General features: G+C 47.8%; 15 protein-coding genes. 11 read left to right on the top strand and 4 right to left on the bottom strand.

Annotation, left to right across the window (positions count from 1 at the left end; all coding sequences use genetic code 11):
• The first annotated feature begins 20 nt into the window (after positions 1–20).
• The 9 genes from V2I46_12700 to hisF all read left to right on the top strand — a co-directional run bounded on the left by V2I46_12700 (position 21) and on the right by hisF (position 8592).
• Entirely contained in the window at positions 21–1145 is a 1125-nt protein-coding gene (locus tag V2I46_12700) for a peptidoglycan bridge formation glycyltransferase FemA/FemB family protein (GenBank protein MEE4178356.1), read from the top strand.
• A gap of 245 nt (positions 1146–1390) precedes the next feature.
• Complete coding sequence (hisG, locus tag V2I46_12695) at positions 1391–2254, top strand: ATP phosphoribosyltransferase (protein MEE4178355.1); 864 nt, start codon at positions 1391–1393, stop codon at positions 2252–2254.
• A gap of 104 nt (positions 2255–2358) precedes the next feature.
• Positions 2359–2991 carry a bifunctional phosphoribosyl-AMP cyclohydrolase/phosphoribosyl-ATP diphosphatase HisIE gene (hisIE, locus tag V2I46_12690; GenBank protein ID MEE4178354.1) on the top strand — a complete coding sequence of 211 codons (633 nt, stop codon included), beginning with the start codon at positions 2359–2361 and terminating at the stop codon, positions 2989–2991.
• A 41-nt stretch (positions 2992–3032) separates the two neighbouring features.
• Positions 3033–4298, top strand: a complete 1266-nt coding sequence (gene hisD, locus V2I46_12685; GenBank protein MEE4178353.1) for a histidinol dehydrogenase — start codon at positions 3033–3035, stop codon at positions 4296–4298.
• A 15-nt stretch (positions 4299–4313) separates the two neighbouring features.
• A complete protein-coding gene (gene hisC / locus V2I46_12680; protein MEE4178352.1) occupies positions 4314–5357 on the top strand; it encodes a histidinol-phosphate transaminase in 1044 nt (347 codons plus the stop codon).
• Between the two features lie 10 nt (positions 5358–5367).
• A complete protein-coding gene (gene hisB, locus V2I46_12675; GenBank protein ID MEE4178351.1) occupies positions 5368–6450 on the top strand; it encodes a bifunctional histidinol-phosphatase/imidazoleglycerol-phosphate dehydratase HisB in 1083 nt (360 codons plus the stop codon).
• 12 nt (positions 6451–6462) lie between these two features.
• Positions 6463–7044 carry an imidazole glycerol phosphate synthase subunit HisH gene (gene hisH / locus V2I46_12670; GenBank protein MEE4178350.1) on the top strand — a complete coding sequence of 194 codons (582 nt, stop codon included), beginning with the start codon at positions 6463–6465 and terminating at the stop codon, positions 7042–7044.
• A 3-nt stretch (positions 7045–7047) separates the two neighbouring features.
• Entirely contained in the window at positions 7048–7755 is a 708-nt protein-coding gene (gene hisA, locus V2I46_12665) for a 1-(5-phosphoribosyl)-5-[(5-phosphoribosylamino)methylideneamino]imidazole-4-carboxamide isomerase (GenBank protein MEE4178349.1), read from the top strand.
• 81 nt (positions 7756–7836) lie between these two features.
• Positions 7837–8592, top strand: coding sequence for an imidazole glycerol phosphate synthase subunit HisF (gene hisF / locus V2I46_12660; protein MEE4178348.1), 756 nt, complete (start codon positions 7837–7839; stop codon positions 8590–8592).
• 14 nt (positions 8593–8606) lie between these two features.
• Here the strand turns inward: hisF and V2I46_12655 are convergent, their stop codons facing one another.
• On the bottom strand, positions 8607–9575 hold the full coding sequence (locus tag V2I46_12655; protein MEE4178347.1) for a bile acid:sodium symporter family protein: 969 nt from the start codon (positions 9573–9575) through the stop codon (positions 8607–8609).
• 385 nt (positions 9576–9960) lie between these two features.
• Here V2I46_12655 and V2I46_12650 point away from each other — a divergent pair, with 385 nt between their 5' ends.
• Together V2I46_12650 and V2I46_12645 are read left to right on the top strand one after the other, a co-directional pair.
• Entirely contained in the window at positions 9961–10371 is a 411-nt protein-coding gene (locus V2I46_12650) for a DUF4332 domain-containing protein (protein ID MEE4178346.1), read from the top strand.
• A 394-nt stretch (positions 10372–10765) separates the two neighbouring features.
• Positions 10766–12343 (top strand): M81 family metallopeptidase, encoded by a 1578-nt coding sequence (locus V2I46_12645; protein MEE4178345.1) that lies wholly within the window; start codon positions 10766–10768, stop codon positions 12341–12343.
• Between the two features lie 146 nt (positions 12344–12489).
• Here V2I46_12645 and mgrA read toward each other — a convergent pair whose 3' ends face one another.
• The 3 genes from mgrA to V2I46_12630 form a co-directional block, all read right to left on the bottom strand.
• The gene (gene mgrA, locus V2I46_12640) at positions 12490–13485 is read right to left on the bottom strand and encodes an L-glyceraldehyde 3-phosphate reductase (GenBank protein MEE4178344.1); all 996 of its coding nucleotides are present in this window, start codon (positions 13483–13485) and stop codon (positions 12490–12492) included.
• Positions 13486–13525: 40 nt separating this feature from the next.
• Positions 13526–17074: a choice-of-anchor J domain-containing protein gene (locus tag V2I46_12635; GenBank protein MEE4178343.1), complete on the bottom strand. Its 3549-nt coding sequence runs from the start codon at positions 17072–17074 to the stop codon at positions 13526–13528.
• Between the two features lie 115 nt (positions 17075–17189).
• On the bottom strand, positions 17190–21737 hold the full coding sequence (locus tag V2I46_12630) for a choice-of-anchor D domain-containing protein (protein MEE4178342.1): 4548 nt from the start codon (positions 21735–21737) through the stop codon (positions 17190–17192).
• Positions 21738–22040 lie beyond the last annotated feature (303 nt).

Raw genomic sequence — 22040 nt, 5'->3', positions numbered from 1 at the left:
ATTATAGAATTTAAATAAAAATGCTTTCAGATATTAAGCCCAAGGATCCTGAAGCGCTATTTTCAACACCCATTGTCCAGCAGACCACTTTCTGGTCGAAAGTCAAAGACCACTTGGGGGAGGAATCCCTGGCAATAGAATTCAAATCGGGGCGCTCTGCTTTGACGAATGACCCTGCCCAGAAGGGTGTGATACGATCGGATGTATTGCTTATGATCAAGCCAGTGAGCCGGCAGCATACTGTTGCTTATGTGCCCTATGGGCCTGAACTTGAGCCTTCGCAGGAGCAGCAGGGCTTGTTCCTCGAGGAGCTGTCGGAAAGCCTGCGACCCTTCCTGCCCAAAAACTGCATCTCCCTTCGTTACGACCTCTTCTGGGAGTCGCTGTGGGCTACCGACAGGCAGTTTTACGACCAGGACGGATGGTGGATGGGACCCCCAGGCAAATCGATGCAGGAACTACGATTCAATATGAATACCATCCGCTGGAATTTTCATAAGGCTTATTCCAACAACCTCCCCAGTAACACCATGTTCCTCGACCTGACTAAAAGTCCCGGGGAATTGCTGCAAGGCATGAAGCCCAAAACCCGCTATAATATCGGTTTAGCAACACGCAAGGGTGTGGAAGTGCTCGAGATGGGGATAGAAGATCTGGATGTCTGGTATGCACTGTATGGAGAGACTGCTACCCGCAACCATTTTTCCCTGCACGGCCTGGATTATTTCAGGGCAGTAATGGCGGCCCGCCAGGAACAAACCGACACCGAAGTGATTTTGCTGATGGCTGAGCACAAGGGTACTCCCCTGGCTGCCATGTTTCTGGTTCTTGCTGGTGGAAGGGCATCCTATCTTTACGGAGCCTCATCATCAGAGAACAAGCACCTGATGGGCACCTACGCCCTTCAATGGAATGCCATAAACGTCGCCAAACAAAGAGGTTGCCGTGATTATGATATGTTCGGCGTATCGCCTTCCCCTGACCCTTCCCATCCCCTGTATGGGCTTTATCGCTTTAAAGCAGGTTTTGGTGGACAAATATTCCACAGCATGGGCTGCTGGGATTACCCACTGATTGAGGATCAATATCATTATTTAACCTCAATGGAATTAAGCGAAAAAGGGTTCCATGTTCACAAATTTTAAAAAAAAATATTTTTGTATTGAAAAAACAATTTCCTTTGCAATCTGTTTAAATACAAACGCAAAAATGAGAAACTCAACCTATAGCACGCTGCACCATCATCACCATTCACAACTACGCGAGTGGTGGTCCGCAATTGGTATAGGTTAATAGCATACAGTTCTAATTAACCCATTATCCCGGGGAACTGCCAGTCAAAGGCAGTTCCCCGGTTTTTTTATCTTAAACAAGAAAGAAATAATACCCAATGAAAACACAAAAACTAACCCTTGCAATACAAAAAAGCGGACGCCTGAGCGATGGATCAAAAGATCTGCTGAAGCTATGCGGTATTAAAGTCAGCAACGGCAACAACCAGTTCAAGGCCGTAGCCGAGGGCTTCCCTATGGAAATACTGCTGCTAAGAGACGATGACATACCCCAGTATGTGGCTGATGGGGTAGCTGATATAGGCATTCTGGGAATGAACGAGGTGCTGGAGAAGAAAAAATCAGTGGATGTCATTCGTAATCTTGGATTTTCGCGCTGTCGCCTTTCAGTGGCTGTGCCCCGTAATGCCGAATACACCGGCCGCAGCTATCTGCAAGGCAAACGAATTGCCACCTCCTACCCTGCCATTCTTGAAGACTTCCTTGCAGAAAATAAGATCACTGCCGAGATCCATCCCATCAGCGGTTCGGTGGAAATCGCCCCTGGAATTGGACTGGCCGATGCCATTTTCGAGATCGTGAGCAGTGGCGGGACCTTGCTTAGTAATGGCCTGGAGGAAGTGGAAGTCATCATGAAAAGTGAGGCCGTGCTGATCGCCAATCCCAAGCTATCGCAAGAAAAAGAGACCTTGTTAAATAAGCTGACTTTTCGCATGGAAGCCGTGCAAAAAGCCCGACGCAACAAATACATCCTGCTCAACGCACCCGAAGATAAACTCGACAAGATTATTTCACTGATCCCCGGGATGAAAAGTCCGACGATTCTTCCCCTGGCACAGAAAGGCTGGGCATCCTTGCATTCCGTCGTCAGCGAAGACGACTTTTGGGAAGTCATTGACAACCTGAAGGAAGCCGGGGCCGAAGGAATTCTGGTGGTACCCATTGAAAAAATGGTACTCTAAAGAATGATTTAGAGTACTTATTTGAATTGAGGTATCATAACCTCATTATAGAATTGACTAGATCTTAACCATACAACAATGACAACCTGAAAACAATGACAACAATGATAACACTGACACCCCTTAATCCGGACTACGAAAAACTATCCGGTCTGCTCCCTGCCGTGGTGCAGGATGCAATGACGAATAAACTGCTAATGGTAGGATTCATGAATCCTGAGGCATTAGAAAAGACTGTTGCAAGTGGTCTGGTAACCTTTTTTAGCCGCAGCCGGAAAAAGCTATGGACCAAAGGCGAAAGCTCGGGCAATTTCTTGCATGTTTTGGAAATTATTCCCGATTGTGACAACGACACCCTGCTTATAAAAGCCCTTCCTGATGGACCTGTTTGCCATACCGGCCAGGATACCTGTTTCAACGAAAAGAATGAAGCCGATATGGGTTTTCTGAAAAAGCTGGAGGCCGTCATCGAGTCGCGCCGGGAAACCGGCGGACAGGAGAGTTATACGGCTCGCTTACTCGCTGGCGGTCCGCGAAAAGCGGCCAAAAAAGTGGGGGAAGAAGCCGTTGAGCTGGCAATGGAAGCCGACAACCCTGACAGCGAGCGCTTTTTGGATGAGGCTGCTGACCTGGTTTATCACCTGCAAGTTCTTCTAGCGGCCCGCAACCTGCGAATGGACGATATCGGCCGGGTGCTTGCCCTTAGACACAAAGAAGCCCTGATGCCAAAGCAATAAAAAGCCCAAAGCGTATTAGAACACAAAAACAAGTTAATAAAATGAGCATTCTTAAATATCACTCAAAAGAAAAATTGGCGCAAAACCTGCAACGGCCCTTGCAGCATGATCCCATTTTACGGCAACGGGTGCAGGACATTATCAGACAGGTGCAGACCGGAGGAGACGAATCACTTTTTCAACTTAGCAGAGAACTTGACCGGTTTTCAGGAAATAATCTGGAAGTTACAAAAGCTGAAATGAATGCAGCTTCAGAATTGGTAACCCAGGACCTGAAAGATGCCATAGCGCTTGCCAGGCAGAACATTGAGCGCTTTCATGCAGCACAAATGCCGGCAGACATTAGCCTGGTTACCCAGCCTGGCGTATTCTGCAGTATGCAGTTCAGGCCACTCCAAAGGGTTGGGTTGTATATTCCGGGTGGTACAGCACCCTTGTTGAGCACAGTGCTGATGCTGGCTGTGCCGGCCTTGGTTGCAGGCTGTAAAGAACTGATCATTTGCACACCCCCAGAGCCTGCGGCCGAATTACTTTACACGTTAAGCCTATTTAATGCCCGTGTCTTCAGGCTGGGTGGGGCGCAGGCCATTGCTGCCATGGCCTTCGGAACACAAACCGTACCAAAGGTTGATAAGATATTTGGACCTGGCAACCGCTATGTTACCGAGGCTAAGGTGCAGCTTGGTGCCATGGGAATACCCATCGATATGCCTGCCGGGCCTTCCGAGGTGCTGGTCATCGCCGATGAGAGTGCCAATCCCTCCTTTGTGGCTGCCGATTTGCTCTCACAGGCGGAACATGGAACTGACAGCCAGGTGGTTTTGCTGACCACCAGTGAAGAAATAATGACGGCCTCCATGAACGAGGTAAACAAGCAACTCTCCACCCTTCCACGTCGCGAAATAGCCGCAGCCTGCCTGGAAAAAAGCACCGCAATCCTGGTAAAAGACCTATCAGAAGCCATTGAGATCAGCAACGAGTATGCACCTGAGCACCTCATTCTGGCGGTAAAGAACCCGGCAGCCTTACAACCTAAAGTGGAGAACGCCGGTTCCGTTTTTATGGGGCATTTCACGCCCGAATCCCTGGGAGACTATAGCAGCGGCACCAACCATACCCTGCCCACTTCGGGCTTTGCACGCAACTGGAGCGGGGTGAACCTGCTTAGTTTTATGAAAACAATCACATTTCAGGAAGCCACCCGCGAAGGGCTGGAGCGCCTGGCCGGGGCAACCAGCCTTTTGGCTCGAGCCGAAGGCCTTGAAGCCCATGCACGCGCTGTTGAGGTAAGACAAAACCCTGATTAGTTCAACTCTGTAGTTATGATTGAAAACCTGTTACGACCCAATATCCGCTCACTGAAACCTTACTCCTCGGCACGCGATGAGTTTGAAGGGGAAGGTTCTGTATGGCTCGATGCAAACGAAAATCCTGAGGCACCTCCGGGGCTGATGCCAGGCATTAACCGTTACCCATCGCCTTTGCAACCGGATCTAAGAAATCAAATAAGTCGGGCTAAAGGAATAGATTCTGACCGCATCTTCATTGGCAATGGCAGCGACGAAGCCGTGGACCTTCTTTTCAGAATATTTTGTATGCCTGGAAAAGACAAAGCAATGGTGTTTCCTCCAACGTATGGTATGTATGGCGTTTGCTCCGCCGTAAATGATGTGTTGGTTATCGAGTCGTTGCTGGATGAGCATTTCAGCATTAACCTGAATGACTTTGAAGAAAAAAACAAGGCTGGAAGCCCTAAGCTGACTTTTATCTGCAACCCCAACAACCCTACAGGCAATGTGCAAAGCCCTGAAATGATCAGGCAAATCATTGAGGAATCAAAAGGGATTGTGGTAGTGGATGAAGCTTATGTTGATTTTTGCCCTGAGCAGTCTGTTCTGCCCTGGATCGACCTCTACCCCAACCTGGTGGTATTGCAGACCCTGTCAAAAGCCTGGGGACTTGCCGGGGCCCGTATTGGGATGGCATTTTCTTCGCCTGAGATCATTCAGGTTATGAACAGGGTGAAGTTCCCTTACAACATTGGCAAGCCTTCCATTGAAGCAGCAATAATCGCATTAACCCAAACCCCGGTCATTCGACAAAGAGTTGAAGAAATCATTGAACAGCGTGGTTTGCTTTCAGAATGCCTCTCGAAATTCCCTTTTGTGGAGGAAGTATTTCCTTCTTCAGCCAATTTCTTGTTAGTAAAGTTTCCCGAAAGCGATAAAATATATCAATATCTGACAGGAAAAGGCATAATTGTGCGCGACCGCAGCACCCAACCGGGTTGTGCAGGCTGTCTTCGCATTACCATAGGCTCTGAAACTGAAAACCAAACATTGATAAATGCCCTTAAAAATTTCTAACCATCCGGAAATGAAGAAACTTCTAATCATAGACCGCGACGGCACCCTGATAAAGGAACCCGCTGATTACCAAATTGATTCTTTCGAAAAGCTTGAATTTTTGCCTGGTGTTTTTACCTGGCTGGGTCGTATTGCCAGGGAGCTGGATTATGAGTTTATTATGGCTACCAATCAGGATGGGCTGGGGACATCATCTTTTCCTGAAGACAGCTTCACCGGACCTCAGCAACTCCTGCTGAAAACCCTGGAAGGCGAAGGAATTGCTTTCTCTGACATCCTGATTGACCGATCCTTTGATGAAGATAAGCTCCCTTCCCGGAAGCCCGGCACTGATATGTTTGGCAAATATCTTGATGGGGATTACAACCTGGCCGAATCCTATGTGATCGGTGACCGGAAAACCGATATCCAACTAGCTCTTAATCTGGGCGCCCGCCCCATTTTCTTTAACGGTGAGCCTTCAGCGGAGGCCGTGCTGACCACCCAAAGCTGGGAGGATATATATCACTTTCTGAAGCCCAAAAGGAAGGCCACTGTGCAGCGGAAGACCTCAGAAACTGATATTTCGGTCAGCGTTGATCTTGACGGTTCCATTGAAGGAAAAATAGATACGGGCATAGGATTTCTGAATCATATGCTTGAGCAGATTGCAAGGCACTCCGGAATGGGTTTATCTGTAGTTTGTCAAGGAGACCTGCACATTGATGAGCATCACAGTGCTGAAGATGTGGCCATTACCCTGGCCCTGGCCCTCAAGCAAGCTTTGGGCGATAAGGCTGGCATTGGCAGGTATGGCTTTGCCCTGCCTATGGACGATTGCCAGGCCAAAGTGCTGCTCGATTTGGGAGGAAGGCCATACTTTATTTGGAAAGCCCGCTTCAAAAGAGAAAAAATCGGTGATATGTCCACTGAGCTCCTCCCCCATTTTTTCCGCTCCCTTGCCGACACCCTTGGCGCCAATATTCATATTAAAGCCAAAGGCAAAAACGAACACCACAAAGCCGAGGCCATTTTTAAAGCCTTTGCCAGAGCGCTGGGTCAAGCCATAAAGAAAGAAGGAACCAAGCTACCAACCACCAAAGGAGTGATTTAAAACCCAAAAATGATGAGCATTGGAATAGTATCCTATGGCGCAGGCAATGTAGCCTCTGTGCAAAACGCCCTTGATCGGCTGGGTGTGAAGAGTTTTATCAGTGATGACAAGAAAGCCCTTCAAAAAGCCGACAAACTGATCTTCCCGGGAGTTGGGCACGCTACCCATGCCATGGAAAACCTTTCCCTGAGAGGCCTTGATCAATTTATCAAAGATTTCAAAAGACCTGTCCTGGGCATTTGTTTAGGCATGCAACTGCTTGGGATGGAATCGGAAGAAGGCCCTACAACAGGTCTGGGTCTGTTCGATTTTCAGGTTAAACAATTTAAGATAAGCGAGAAGATCCCCCATATGGGCTGGAACACAGTTGAGTTCATTGACAACCCGCTTTTCCTGGGTATTCCCCAAAACAGCTATTTTTATTTTGTGCACGGATACTATGCAGAACTGGGTTCAGTTACCATGGCCAAAACAGTCTATGAAATACCTTTCACCACTTCAGCAAAAAAAGACAATTTCTTCGGTGTGCAGTTTCACCCTGAGAAAAGCGGAGAAACAGGCTCGCGCCTTTTACAAAACTTCATTAATCTTTAGACCATGTCAATAAAACTAATACCCGCCATTGACCTTATCGATGGGCAATGCGTGCGACTCACGAAAGGAGACTTTGCCAATAAGAAGGTTTATAACAGCGACCCCTTGAAGCAGGCCAGGATTTTTGAAGAGGCCGGCATTGAACACCTGCACCTTGTCGACCTGAGTGGCGCACAAGCAGGCAAGCCCATGCACTCGGGTGTGCTTGAAAAGATATGCCAGGGCACAAACCTTAAGGTTGATTTTGGTGGAGGAATTCGCTCAGAGCAGCATATCAGGGAAATATTAGACCGGGGGGCAAAACAAGTAAACCTGGGAACCCTGTTGATTAAAAAGATGGAACAAGCCCCTGAGTGGATCGCCCGTTATGGTGCTGAAAGCCTCATTGCCTCGGTGGATGTGCTTGAAAATAAGGTAAAAATATCTGGCTGGCAAGAAGACTCCGGACTGGAAATATTTTCTGTGATTGAAAAACTGCTAAAATCAGGTTTTCAATACTTTACTGTCACCGACATCGACCGCGATGGCACCCTTGGAGAACCATCATACCAGCTTTACAAAGAGTTGCTTGACCGCTTTCCCGGCATAAAGCTCAACGCCAGTGGAGGCGTATCCGAACAGGAACAACTAATAAAGCTCGACCTGATAGGCTGCTGCGGTGCCATTGTGGGTAAGGCCATTTACGAAGGAAATATCAAATTTTCATCATAACATATTGTAAATCAATGTTTAGTGATGGGAATATTCCCCTTGCACCTTGAGCTCCTACTTTAAACCCCAAACAAATTAACAATGCTCACCAAACGTATTATCCCCTGTCTTGACATTAAGAATGGCCGCACCGTTAAAGGTGTAAATTTCCAAAATTTGCAGGATGCCGGTGACCCGGTTGAACTTTCAAGAATATATTCAGCAGAGGGGGCCGACGAACTCACCCTCCTTGACATTACTGCTACACTGGAAGGTCGCGAAACATTTGTTAAGGTGGTGAAGGAAGTGGCAAAGGCCATAAGCATTCCCTTTACTGTGGGGGGAGGTATCAATACCCCACAGCAGGTTGAAACTTTGCTGGCATCCGGGGCCGATAAAGTTTCCATAAATACTTCGGCCATTGTTAATCATGGCCTTATTTCAGAACTTGCCAAAAGGTTTGGTTCACAATGCGTTGTAGTTGCTATTGATACCCAACTCACTGAAAAGGGCTGGGAGGTTGTTAGTCATGCCGGCACCCGCTCCACCGGGCTATTGGCAGTTCCCTGGGCCAAAACATGCTATGAAAGAGGTGCAGGCGAGATTCTTCTGACTTCCTTTACTTCTGATGGAACACGCCAGGGGTTCGCCCTGGAAATTACCCGGGAAGTCTCAGAAAAAATTAACATTCCCGTCATTGCTTCAGGTGGCGCAGGCAATCCCGGGCACTTTGAAGAGGCATTCACCACCGGAAAAGCGGATGCTGCCCTGGCTGCAGGGATATTCCATTATGGGGTGCTTAGTATTGCCGAAATTAAAGCTTTTCTGAAAAAGAAAGGGATCCCGGTAAGGATTTAAAATGAATAAGGAACCTATTTTTCATTCCTTACGGGCACCTTAGCCTCCTGTGCTACCGGCATTTTTATTCTCGAGAGCAAAGCGGCCAATAACAATCCACTGACCATTTGCCAGATACCCCACCAGGCTGCCATAAAGGCCATGCCACCATTGGCATCAAACAATTTGGGATTAAAGATCAGGATCAGGGCAAGGCCCGAGTTTTGAATCCCGGTCTCAATGCTCAGGGTCCTCCTGTCAGCCCGCGGGACCCTGGCAATGGTCCCAACAAGAAAACCGCTGGAAAGAGTCACGACATTTAAAAGCAACACCAAAATGCCAATGGGCAGGATGCTCCCGGCAAAATGTTCCAGGTTTGCGTACAAGGCGCCAAAAATAAAGCTCAGGTACAGTATCACAGAGCCGATCTTGATGGGTTTCAGATATTTTTTGGTAAACTGCGGGAAGCGATTCCCCACATACATCCCCAATAGAAGGGGAACCCCAAGCAGGATAAAAACCGTTTGGGCCATTTGCACGAAGTCAATTTCAATAGGAATATTCAGGTGCATGGCCCTTGCTGAATATTGCACATACATCCCTCCCCACAAGGCAAAGTTCAGGGGGGTCATAAGGGTGGCCGAAAGGGTGGCTGAGGCTGTAAGGCTCACGGAAAGGGCTATATTGGCTTTCGACAGCGAAGAAATAAAATTGGAAATATTCCCCCCGGGACAGGCAGCGATCAGGATCATACCCATGGCCACCGATGGCGGCGGGTTCAGCAGGATCACCAGCAGAAAAGTCAGTGCCGGCAAAACCACAAACTGTGAACCCACCCCCAACATGAACGATTTGGGGTACTTAAGGATATCCCTGAAGTTTTGAATTTTGATTTCAAGGGCCACGCCAAACATAATGGCGGCCAGGGTTATATTCATAAACAGCAGGCTGCCCTCGCTAAAGTTCAGCCTGATATTATCAATCCCTTCCAGCAAAGAATACATAACATCAGATTTTTTGAAAGCCCCAAAGGTAAGAAATATTACCAGCAACTAAACAAACATTTAACACCATTAAAGTCCCGGATTAAAATTATTATCCCTCGCAGTCCGAATTTTAACCCCTGTCAACCGCTCTTCTTTCGGGTGGTTTTTAGCAAATTCATAGGAAATAAAAACACCCCTTTGGGGAAACAAGAACCTGTAAAATCCAGTACAATTCATCGGTTCGGAAATGCGGATCAGAAAAATGAAATTGTTGAAAAAACCCGTGTTCTTTCAGAAATTTTTTCTATTTAAAGAGAATTTCATTAAATTTATCCTTCGCAATCATTTAAAACTTTAACTGAACCTTTTATCGTTCACTTAATTAATTAAAAAACTTACGATTATGGCTAATTACAAAATTGAAGATTTAGAAGGCGTAGGCCCAGCATTGGGTGAGAAATTCCGCGCAGCAGGCGTTAACAACACCGATGGTCTGCTGGAACATGCCAAAACGAAGAAACAGCGAAAGGAACTGGCCGAAAAAACCGGCATTAGCGAAGAAAAAGTACTGAAGTTTGCCAATATGGTTGACCTATATCGCATCAAGGGCATTGGCTCTGAGTTTGCTGAACTGCTGGAAGCTGCCGGCGTGGATACCGTTCCCGAACTGGGCCAGCGCAATGCCGAGAATCTTACTAAAAAAATGGAAGAAGTGAACCTGGAGAAAAAACTGGTTCGCCGCACCCCTGCCCTGAAAGAAGTTGAAGACTGGGTTGCCCAGGCTAAAGAACTGCCAAGGGCGCTTGAATATTAATCAAAGCGCTTCTACCCGATTCATTTGCGGGCATATAACCACGGGTTGTATGCCCGCAATTTTTTTGCCCTGGCTTTCCGCCTCACTCCCAAAATCCTCCTGGCAGGCAGAATTCTCACTGATTTTATCTTATTTATTATCAGTGAATTATAATACCACAATAATAGTTAATACGGAGTTAATACGGAGTTTATTCGGTTTAAACCGAATAAACTCCGTATTAACTATGACGATGACCCGACCCTTTTTACTCCGATTTCTTTCAAAACAAAAACTTAAATTTTACCGGAAGGACAGCCCTGAAGCTGGTATTGAAAAATCGAGGCTCTATTTTTATTGTCTTTTTCGGGTGAAAATATTTACTGAAAAAATATCTTTGCAAAAAAGAAATTCCATGAAACGATTCTCAATACTATCTTCCGGATTCCTTTTCTCAGGTTTATTGCTGGCATCCCTCCTTACCGGATGTGAAAACGAAAAGCCCGCAGCAGGTTCAAAGGAGACCCTGACGATTGTTTATGCCGAGTTTATGCACGAGGTAAATAGCTTTTCACCGGTGATCACTAAGGAGCGCGATTTCAGGGCCGATCACCTGTTTTATGGTGAAGATGCCAGGGCATCAGGCATCGCAGAGAAAAAGCAGCTGTCAGGCTTCCTGAAGGCGGTTAGAAAGCTGGGCAAGGAAAGTATTGAGGCCATCCCACTGGTGCACGCCAAATCAATGTCAGGTGGCCCAGTAGATAGTGTGTTTTATCAGCATATCAAAACCATCCTCCTCGAAGGTATTGCAGGTCAACCGAGGGTGGATGGCGTTTACCTCTCGTTGCACGGGGCCATGGGGGTGCAGGGAATGCACGACCCGGAAGGAGACATCATCGAGGCTGTAAGGGAACTTGTTGGACCAGCTGTGCCCATTGCTGTCAGTTTCGATCTTCATGCCAACGTGACCCAACGCAGGGTCGATTGCGCAGATATCATTGTTGGGTATAAGACTAACCCTCATCGTGACCACAGCAAAACCGGCTTCAAAAGTGGGGAATTGCTGATTCGCACCATGCGCGGGGAAATTGAACCCGTGATGGTAATGAACAAGATGCGCTTGCTGAAAGGCGGCGGAATCAACATTGATTTCCTCTCTCCTTTCCGCAAGATCTTCCGTCAGATGAAAAAGATGGAAAAGGATGACGGGGTATTATCAGTTTCCTTTTTCCCGGTGCATATCTGGATCGATGGGCCTGAACTGGGTTATACCACCCTTGCCATTGCCGATGGCAAACCTGAGCTGGCGCAGGAAAAGGCCGATGAGCTGGCCGATATGGCCTGGGCCGTAAGAGATGTCCCCCAGCCTGAAGGCAATTCCCCTGAGGAAGCCGTTGAAATCGCACGAAGGAAAGGTTTTGCCCGCCGCCTTGGCACACTGGTATTTTGCGATGTTTCGGATGCAGTAGGCACTGGAACCCCTGGGGAAAGCACCTGGATTCTGAAAACCCTGATAGAGAAAGGCCCCGAACTGACCTCATACATCACTATGCGCGATGAAGAGGCCGCCAGGGAAGCCTGGAACTATAACATAGGTGATCAGGTGAGCCTCACCGTCGGGGGAAAGATCGACACGGTCTACAATCAACCCCTGCAATACAGTGGTGAGATCATCTTCAAGGAAGAGACCAGCTATGGGAAAACCCTGATCATCAAGCATGATGGCATCCATATGGTGTTGGCTGAACTGCCCATTGCCTCGCGCTACACGGCCGACTACAAGGACCTGGGCCTTTCGCTTTGGAAAGCCGATATTGTAGTGGTCAAAAACCTGTTCCCATTCCGTTACCGGTATATCCTGTATAACCGAAAAACGGTGAACGTAATGAGCCCGGGACTGAGCAGTACCGATGTTACCTCACTCCATTATGAGCATGTTCCGCGGCCAATCTATCCCCTGGATAATTTGGATTCGTGGAGATACATTGATTGATACAGAATAATGCAAAATAATTGCAGGCTAATCTGAAGAAAAGAGGATTGAAGGATGAGCAGATTACCTGGCTAATTCGGACGCCAGAAACCTGAAACCAGGAACCTTGAACCCTCAACCCAAAACTTCAGATTTCAAATCTTTAATTAAAAATTTGCAAGCGTTTCATTGATTTGCCTGAGTTCAAATTCATCGAAGTAGGGGTTATTGAGGGCTTCGAGGTTTTGATTGAGCTGGTCAACGCTGCTGGCGCCAATGAGTACCGAGGTGACCCGTTTGTCTTTCAGCAGCCAGGCAATAGCCATCTGGGCCAGGGATTGTCCCCTATTATGGGCAATATCATTGAGCGCTCTAATCACCATCATTTTGTCTTCAGTGATTTGTTCAGGGCTAAGAAAACCGGTAGGCCTTCCGGCACGCGAATCAGCTGGAATTCCCTTCAGGTAGCGGTCGGTAAGCAATCCCTGGGCCAGGGGCGAAAAGACAATGCAGCCAATGCCATATTGTTCAAGGGTATCGAGCAATCCGTCCTCCACCCAACGATCGAGCATGGAATAGCGGGGCTGGTGAATCAGGCAGGGTGTTCCCAACTGGCGAAGGATCTCAGCGGCTTGGGCCGTTTGCTCAGCAGAATAACTGGAAATGCCGGCATACAAGGCTTTACCCTGTCTAACCGCCTGATCAAGGGCCATCATGGTTTCTTCGAGGGGAGTGTCGGGATCAGGGCGATGGGAGTAAAAGATGTCAACGTATTTAAGCTTCATCCGCTTGAGGCTCTGATCGAGGCTGCTGAGGAGGTATTTGCGCGAGCCCCATTCGCCGTAAGGTCCGGGCCACATCAGGTAGCCAGCCTTGGTAGAGATGATCAGTTCATCGCGATAAGCCCTTAGATCGGTAGCCAGCATCCGGCCAAAGTTTTCTTCGGCACTGCCGGGCGGTGGGCCATAGTTGTTGGCCAGGTCGAAGTGGGTAATGCCGGCATCGAAGGCGCGGTGAATGATCTGGCGGCCATTTTCATAGAGGTCAACGCCTCCGAAATTATGCCATAAGCCAAGGGAAATGGCCGGGAGCAGGAGACCGCTGCGGCCTGTGCGGTTGTATTGCATGCCCTCGTAGCGGGCTGGATTCGCTTTATATAGCATAAAACTCCTTTTTTATTTCAAAGCTAAGCATAATTCAACTTTAATCAATCACCACAATGCGTCCCGAATAAACACTTTGCTTTTCGATAAGCTGGAAAAAATAGATTCCCTGGGGTAAATGGCTTACATCAATAACTCGAAGGGTTTCAGAAGGACTCAGTTCAATGGAAACCACTTCTTTTCCGCTCAGGTCAATCATCAGAAAACGGGTCAAAGCCAGTTTGGAATCAATAACCTTCAGCGTCAGTGTTGAAGAGACGGGGTTGGGATAAACCAGAATGCCTTCCTGGACCTGGTGTTCTGTGAGACCGGTGCAAGCATCTACCAGAATTTCTTTGGTTGCACTTGCCGAACAGCCTTCGGGGGTGGTATAGGAATAGGTCAGGGTGTGCGTGCCGACTCCGGCTGTTTGGGGCAAGAACAAATCACCCTCTACTCCGGGTCCGCTGTACACTCCCCCGGGAGGATCGCCCCCTGTCAGAGGAAGAGAGGGTACTTGCAGGCAAACCGTTTCATATTCCCAATCCCAGGTCACCAAAGGTATTTCATTCACCGTCATTGCAATGGTATTGCTGGTGGCGGGGTTTCCCAATGTGCAGCTTTCACTGGAAGTTAAAATAACAAGTACTTCGTCACCGTCTTGGGGGACATAAGAAAACTCAGGATTATTGCTTCCCGAATTCTCCCCATTCACTTTCCACTGGAAAGCAGGCGAATCCCCTGCATTGACAGGCACCGAAGTAAAAGTCACGGATGTCCCATCGCAGACCTCCGTTTGGTCGGAAGAAATGGCTACACTCACCTGCAGTGCTTCGATCACCGTTATGTAAAATTCGCAGGAAACCTCCTGGTAGGTGTAGGTAATCAAATGACTTCCCGGCCCAGCGGTGGCAGGGTCAAAAGATCCTGCAGAAACGCCCGGGCCTGCGTAAACCCCTCCCGGAGGAGTGGCTCCGGTCAGAGCGAAAAGTGCAGCTGCCTCACAAACTTCCATATCTCCCGGGCAAATCACTTCCGGGGGCTCAGGTTCCGTAGAGAAACCATATGGACCTGCCCAGGCACTCACATTAGCCTCCCCGCAAACAGCCTGAACATAATAGGAATATTGGGTTGCTGCATTAAGACCGCTTAATGGAAAAGTATTATTGGTCAGACCTGAAACGAGGGTACCCCCTCCCGGGGAAAAGGAACCCTCAGCCCATTGGAGGTTCCATTCGGTTTCATCTCCTCCGGGAGTCCACAGCAAAGTGGCAGAAACCTGGGTGATATCTTCTGCACTCAAACCGGTTGGGATAACACAAACAGGGGGCTCTCCGGTCACTTCAACCTCTGTAGCAGCAGAACCAGCACAGCCATAAGGTGAGGTATAGGTATAAGTCAGGGTATGGGTTCCCAAACCCGCAACAGCAGGATTAAAGAATCCGGAAGAGACCCCAGGGCCCGAATAAATGCCTCCTGAAGGCAGTCCTCCTGACAGGGCTACCGGTGCATCCGTGATGGCAATGGTTTCAACCCCCCATTCCCAGGAAACGCTTGGATAAGGATGGACGCCAATGGTAAGAATATTTGAAGTGGCAGGACTACCAAAAGCACAGGATTCACTTGAAGTCAAAATAACCCATACCTGGTCATTGTTGGAAGGAACAAAGGCAAACTGCGGACTGTTATTTCCAGCATCCTGGCCATTTAATTTCCACTGGAAAACGGGTGATGTTCCACCATTGACCGGGCTGGCCGTGAAAGTTACCGGGCTGCCTTCGCAAACATCCGTTTGATTGGCAGAAATACTCACGCTGACCGTAACTGCGGGAGTCACGGTAACGGTAAACTCGCAGCTAATCCCCTGGTAGGTATAGGTGATGATATGTTCACCTGCACCAGCCGTTGTTGGATTAAACATACCTTCCACAACCCCTTGTCCTTCGTAGGAACCCCCTAATGGGGTAGCACCGGTAAGCAGAAAAGCATCAGCAGCCTCGCAAATTGTGAGGTCTCCCGGGCAAACCACTTCTGGAGGCTCCGGCTCAGTAGTAAAGCTAAAGGGGCCTGCCCATGGGCTGGAGAAACCCTCTCCGCAAACCGCCTGAACATAGAATGAATAAAGTGTTTCTCCATCAAGACCTTCAAGAAGATAGGCATTTGTTGGAATCCCTGTGATGAGGGTGCCATTCCCCTGTGAGAAGCTGCCCGGACCCCACTCCAGGTTCCAGGACACCGCAGCTCCCTGTGAAGACCAGCCCAAGAGGGCGCTTTCATAGGTAGTGGCGGAAGCAGAAAGGTCAACAGGCAAGGGGCAGGTTTGGAAAGGTTCCAGTTCAAAATCATCGATACCGAATCCCCAGTTCTCTGCGCCTGAAAAATATTGAAAAAATGCCACGTAAATCGTTTGACCGAAGAAATCTCCCAGCGAAAGAGCGTGCTGAGTCCACTCGGTGTTGTTACAAATAATATCTGCCAGCTCATGGGTAAAAGAACCGATATCTGGGGTAGTCGTAGAAACCAAAACCTTGTATGAGTTTATCCGGGTTTCACTTTCCACCTTGTCAAACCATTTAAGGGTGACATAATCACTGGAAAGGTCCAAGGCTGGTGAAATAATCCAATCGTTTTGATTTCCCATTCCATGAGCGGCATAGGGTTCAGATGGCGTGGGTTCAATGTAGGTATTGGCCTGGGTCCAAGTAAAATCATCCCCATCGCCATTGATTACCGTCCAGCTCTCAGGAGCAGCGGGATCCCCAATCCAGGTTCCATCAAAATTCTGAAGGTAGGGGAATTGACTAACGGGCCCTGAGGCTGTAATAAAACTCCAAACCGGCCCATTGGTAAAGGCTTTGCTAGCATTGAACGCCATGACTTGCCATTGGTAAATGGTATTTTGGTTCAATCCAGAATAAGTGTAGCTGCCAGAAACCCCGGCCGAAGCCCCTGATACCACTTTGATCATGTTACCCTCCGGTCCAAACCAAAGGTCATAGGTCTGGGTATTATTCCCGAAATCCCAGCTCAGGGTCCCATCCAGGCTGACATTGGTTTGGTAATTGGCAGGGATCGGGTTCGAAGGAAGCCTTGGAGCATTCTGAGCAAGTATAATTACGTCCCCGGAAACAATATGAGGCTGACTGCCATAAGTATCCCCATGCAAGGTATAACTGGCTATGATTGAACCGGCGAAATCCGGTTCCACATTTACATTCACTGAAAATTGGTAGCTTCCGGGAAATAAGTCACCAAATTGAGATCCCCCGGGAATGGTTCCCCAGGAAATGGTTTGCCCGGAAACGGGAATGTTTAGTGAAATCTCACTTTCAATATCCCCGATAACGGTGGAAGTCCCAGCTTGGGTAGGGACCACGCCGTTAGGGAAAGAAATTTCAAAACCATCCGCATATTCAAAGTCAGGTGAGGAAAAAGAAAGCGTAAACGCAATCAGGTTATTCTGACCAGCCACGTAATCGGTTGAGGTGGTAACAGAAACATTGGTCAGAGCTTTCGGTAGGCCTGGCCTTTCTCCTAAGGGTCTCTCATTGGCAACAAGCGCAATGACAGGCCATGCGAAACTTACGAAAAACAGTAAACGTTTTTTCATAAACTACGGTTTTAATGCATAAATAAAACTTGAGCCTTTGATTCCAGAATTACTAATTCTAAATGCTATTCAAAGATAACATGGAAAAAGAGCCCCCGGTAAACATTGAAAAAAATTACATTACCACAAATTTTCCTCTAAGCAATCCCTTTTCCCCAAGGAAATGAATAAAATAGACTCCTTTGGGAAGAGAACGAATATCCAAAGTATAGACTCTCCTTGCTTCAGGTTTTTCAATTTCCAAAACGAAATTCCCCTGAATATCAAGAACAACAATCCTTTGGAGTAAAATGGCATCTTTTTCAAGACGGACATTAATCTGATTTCTGGCTGGATTTGGGTAAATAGTAAAATCAGAATTTTCCAGGCCTTCACTGATTCCCGTGCACGCATCAACAAAGATATCCGCCAGTGCACTATTTGAACAACCCTGATCATCAGTGATTGTATAGGAAAGTGTATGCCAACCCGGGCCTGCCTGTTGCGGGTAGAAAAGGGCTCCTGAAACACCTGGACCGCTGTACAAACCCCCTTCAGGAGTTCCTCCGCTGAGCGGCAGGGATTCCACCTGGATACAGACAGATTCATATTCCCAAACCCAACTCACTTCAGGTTTCGGAAGCACAGTAACCTCCAGGGTGTTGCTGGTAGCCGGATTATTGACTGCGCATTGGACATTGGAAGTCAGAACAGCCCAGACCTGGTCACCATCATCAGGCACATAAGAAAAGACTGGGCTATTGGTTCCCATGCTTTCGTTATTGACTTTCCATTGGTAGGCAGGTTGTGTTCCTCCATTGGTTTGTAAAGCAATAAAATAGGCAGTGGTCCCTTCGCAAACCTCGGTATAATCAGAAACTACATTAATACTTACCGGAATAGAAGGATGAACCACCATTTCAATGGTATTACTGGTGGCTGGGTTTCCTGACACACAAGATGCACTTGAAGTTAAGACCAAAGAAACCTGATCCCCATTTACTGGAGTAAAAGCCAGCGAAGAACTGTTAGATCCTGCGTTATTCCCGTTAACCTTCCACTGATAAACAGGAGAGCTACCTCCATTAACAACGCTAGAAGAAAAGGTCACGACGGTTCCTTGACAAACTTCAGTTTGGCTGGCATTAATGCTAACACTGACGGGAAGTGGTGGACTCACAGTCATGGTAATGGCGTTGCTGGTGGCAGGGTTTCCTGATGTGCATCCTGCACTTGAAGTCATTACAACCCATACCTGATCGTTATTGGCCGGGGTATAAGCAAAAGAAGGGCTATTTGATCCCACATTATTGCCATTAACCTTCCATTGATATTGAGGTGAATTTCCACCATTTACAGGGCTTGCCGTGAATGTTGCAGCACTTCCCTGGCATACTTCAGTCTGAGTGGTCGAAATTGTAACACTCACAGGCAAAGCAGGCTGAACAATAATCGTAAACTGGCAAACGCTGCCCTGGAAAGTATAGGTGATTAAATGTGATCCAACACCTGCCACTGAGGGATCAAATAGGTCGGCTGAAACACCGGATCCTTCATAAACACCGCCAGCGGGTGTTGCCCCAGTAAGGGTAAATATAGATTCAGAAATGCACACCGACATATTTCCCGGGCAAGAAACTTCTTCCTGCGATGGTTGTGTGGTAAATTCATAAGGGCCAGCCCATCCACTGGTTATACCACCGGCACAAATCGCCCGCACATAAAACTCATAATCAGTCGAGGCCAATAATCCAGATAAACTGTATTCCGGATTCGTCGAAATCGTCACCTGATTGCCAGAACCAATTCCCGGGCTAAAGCCAGACAAACCCCATTCCAGCAGCCACTGGGTTTCATTACCTCCTGATGTCCAGGACAAAAGTGCTGAATTAAATGTAATATCAAATGCAGCCAAATTTGTGGGTGAGGAACAATCTGGTGCCTCCAAAACTTCAATCATAACCTGGGCACTTCCCTGACAACCAGAAGTGCTCGAGTAAGTATAGATGAGAGTGTGAATTCCAGGACCCGCAACCAAGGGGTAAAAGACCCCTGAGGAAACCCCTGGTCCTGTATACTGGCCTCCGGAAGGCAAACCCCCACTTAAGGTAATGGGATTATCCCAGGGATATAAAGGTGCTGGTTGCCAATTCCAGGAAACGACGGGGTTTTCATTAACGATTATCCCAATGGTGTTGCTGGTGGCCGGGTTACCCGTGGTGCAGGTCTCACTGGAGGTCATTACAACCCATACCTGGTCTCCATTGGCAGGGGTGTAGGCATAGGTTGGACCACCTGTGCCAACATTGGCCCCATTCTTTTTCCATTGGTAAACCGGACTGCTGCCGCCGTTCACTGGCGTTGCCGTTAAGGTCACCGATGTGCCCTGGCAGACTTCCGTCTGGCTGGCTGTGATGCTCACGCTTACTGGCAACAGTTCAGGACAAACCGAAACAAGATCCAGGACATTAGCCCGTCCATAATTGTTGATCCCTTCAAAAGCAAGCTGATAACTTGCCGAAGGCTCGGGAAGGGCCAACATCTCCTGAGTCCATGAACTGATATTTTCAGTATAATGGGCCAGCTGAACCCAAGGGTTGATTTCGCTCGTACGGTAAAAAACTTTGGTTTCATTTTGGTCACCGCTCCAGTCCTGCTGTCCCATGAAAAAGACTAAACTAGGTGCTGCCATCCCTGTAAGATCTAACAAGGGGGTAATCAACCGGGTAATGGGAGAACTGGACCCGGCAACCGAAACAAATCGTGCATTCTTACTCCCCTCGTATGCTGTTGTAATTAATCCTCCAGAAGAGCCAGTAGAATAGGTCCAACTAGCATTGCCTGCTACCTTCACCTGCGTCCAGGCAGGCCTCGACAAGGAGTGATCTTCAAAGGTTTCTGTCCATGGAAATTCAGTTACCATCCCGGAATAAGCCCTCCCGCTGAGCGGGACCTGATGAAGGACCTTGCCACTGAGGTTATCCTCAATGAGGATGATGGAAGTCTTGTCCCCGGGACTCTGTGGTACAAAGGAAACGGAAAAGGTGGCCGTCTGCCCGAAAGAAAGGTTTATAGTCTCAGTCAGACTGGAAAGGATAAAATCTCCTGGGTCATCACCGCCAAGGACAATGTTTTCCGGATGTATGGTCAGAATACCACCGCTGGTGTTGGTGAGCGTAAAGGTTTGTAAGGCCGATGCACCCACCATAATATCTCCGTAATCCTTGCTTGAGGGCAAAACGCTAAACATTGGGTCGGGCGGCATAGGCTCCCACAACACATCATCAAGGTAAATGGAACGGTTGCTGCCCCCAAGTCCGTGCATGAAAGCAATGTATTTGTTGCTCCCGGTGTATTCCTGCAGCGAAAGGTAAAACCTGTTGTAAGTATAGGCTGGTATGATAATTCTTTCGATCTCCTCAAAGGTCTCTGGGTTTCTCGGATCGGAAAGGGTGCCGATTTTCAACAACTGATTAAGGGAAAAAGTTTTTACGCTGAACCCGAGCCAGTTTACATCAAAACCACTTACTGCTGGACTTACCAGCATAAGTTGAGCCGCTGCATCTGCCGCATTGTCCATCCTGAGGTGATTGGGCAGCGAATTGGGGTCAGCCAGGGTATAGGTGCCAACAAAGGCGTTGTCAACGCTTGACTGTATGATCTTTCTCCAGGTAGGAGGCAAAAATGGTGCCACAACCCCATCGAATTGTTCAAAAAAATACTCCAGGGGTTCATACCCCTCCCCCGAGATGTTAACAGCTGTGGGCGTGTTTTCCCCGTTGTGAGCAATCTGCAGCTGGGCATTATGAGCCCCGGCGGAGGCAGGCAAGAAGCCAAGCCCGATATCAAATGATTCATAATTCCCAAGTTCAATGGGATAGCTGATCTCGCTCAGTGTATAGGCCCCTGCACCAGTCTCGGAAAGGACGATGTCACCCTGGTTGATGATAAGGTTTCCCTCACCGACATTCCACAGCCTGATGTTCCTTGATTCACCATCATAGCCCACCGGCACAGATCCGAAATCGATAGCCGGTGGGATTACTCCCAGGGAAGGAAGGCCTGGAGTGATCTGCTCCACAAAGAATGCATCCATGTGCAGGTTGGCCCCAAAGCCACTAATCGCCTTAAAGATCAGGTAAATATCACCGGTCAGAGGAATGGGGAAATCGAAGTAAAACCAGCCTTCAGTGGGAACCACAGGCGAAAGGGCAATGCTGCGGTGGACCACCCCCAAGCTAGTGGCCCCATTTATCATGGCCTTGCTATTGACCAGCACTTCGATGCGATCACTGGCATCCGGGAAACTTCCGTCGCGATACATTGAAAACCGAACCCGGTAGCCCGATGATGGTATCGTGATCAGAGGCGTGATCAGGGCCGCAGAACTCCCGGATACACCATCATATAAGGTGTTATAAGATATAAGAAAATTACCATCCTCAGGAAAGGCTGTGGGCAAAACACCCTCTAATTTGTTTTCCCAAACAGCCAAACCAACCAAGGCCTGATTCAAATAACCCGAAGGCGGAAAAACCGGGTCATTAAAATTCTCGTGCACAATTTGTTTTTCTCCTCCCTGAATATCCTCATTTTGAATAAATGGGAATTCCAATTGGGTCATTGCCATGCTTATAAAAGCCATAAAAAGGGATCCCGTAAACAATAAGATTTTCTTTTTCATGCCCTGAAGATTAGTGAATCGCCTGAAAGGTCTCTTTTAACTTTCGAAAAAACACCGATAATAATCTTCCCGGATAAATATTTTGTGGGAGGGTCATAGAAAGATTATGGTTCGGAAAATTAATAAGAAGATTTGAATAAAACAACATTTAATAGAACCTTTTTAATTGAAAAGCGATTTAATTCCCCCCTTAAGGCGGGAATTATTTCGATTGGTAAATTTTTCATGTTATTTATTGCTTTTAAAGACCTTTTATAGTTTTCTAAATTTTTCTTATTTTTCCATATAGAAACCTGAAGCTGC

This window comes from Bacteroides sp., assembly GCA_036351255.1.
Lineage (GTDB): Bacteria > Bacteroidota > Bacteroidia > Bacteroidales > UBA7960 > UBA7960.
The sequence above is the reverse complement of the archived record's forward strand: the minus strand, read 5'-3'. Positions and strand labels throughout refer to the sequence as shown.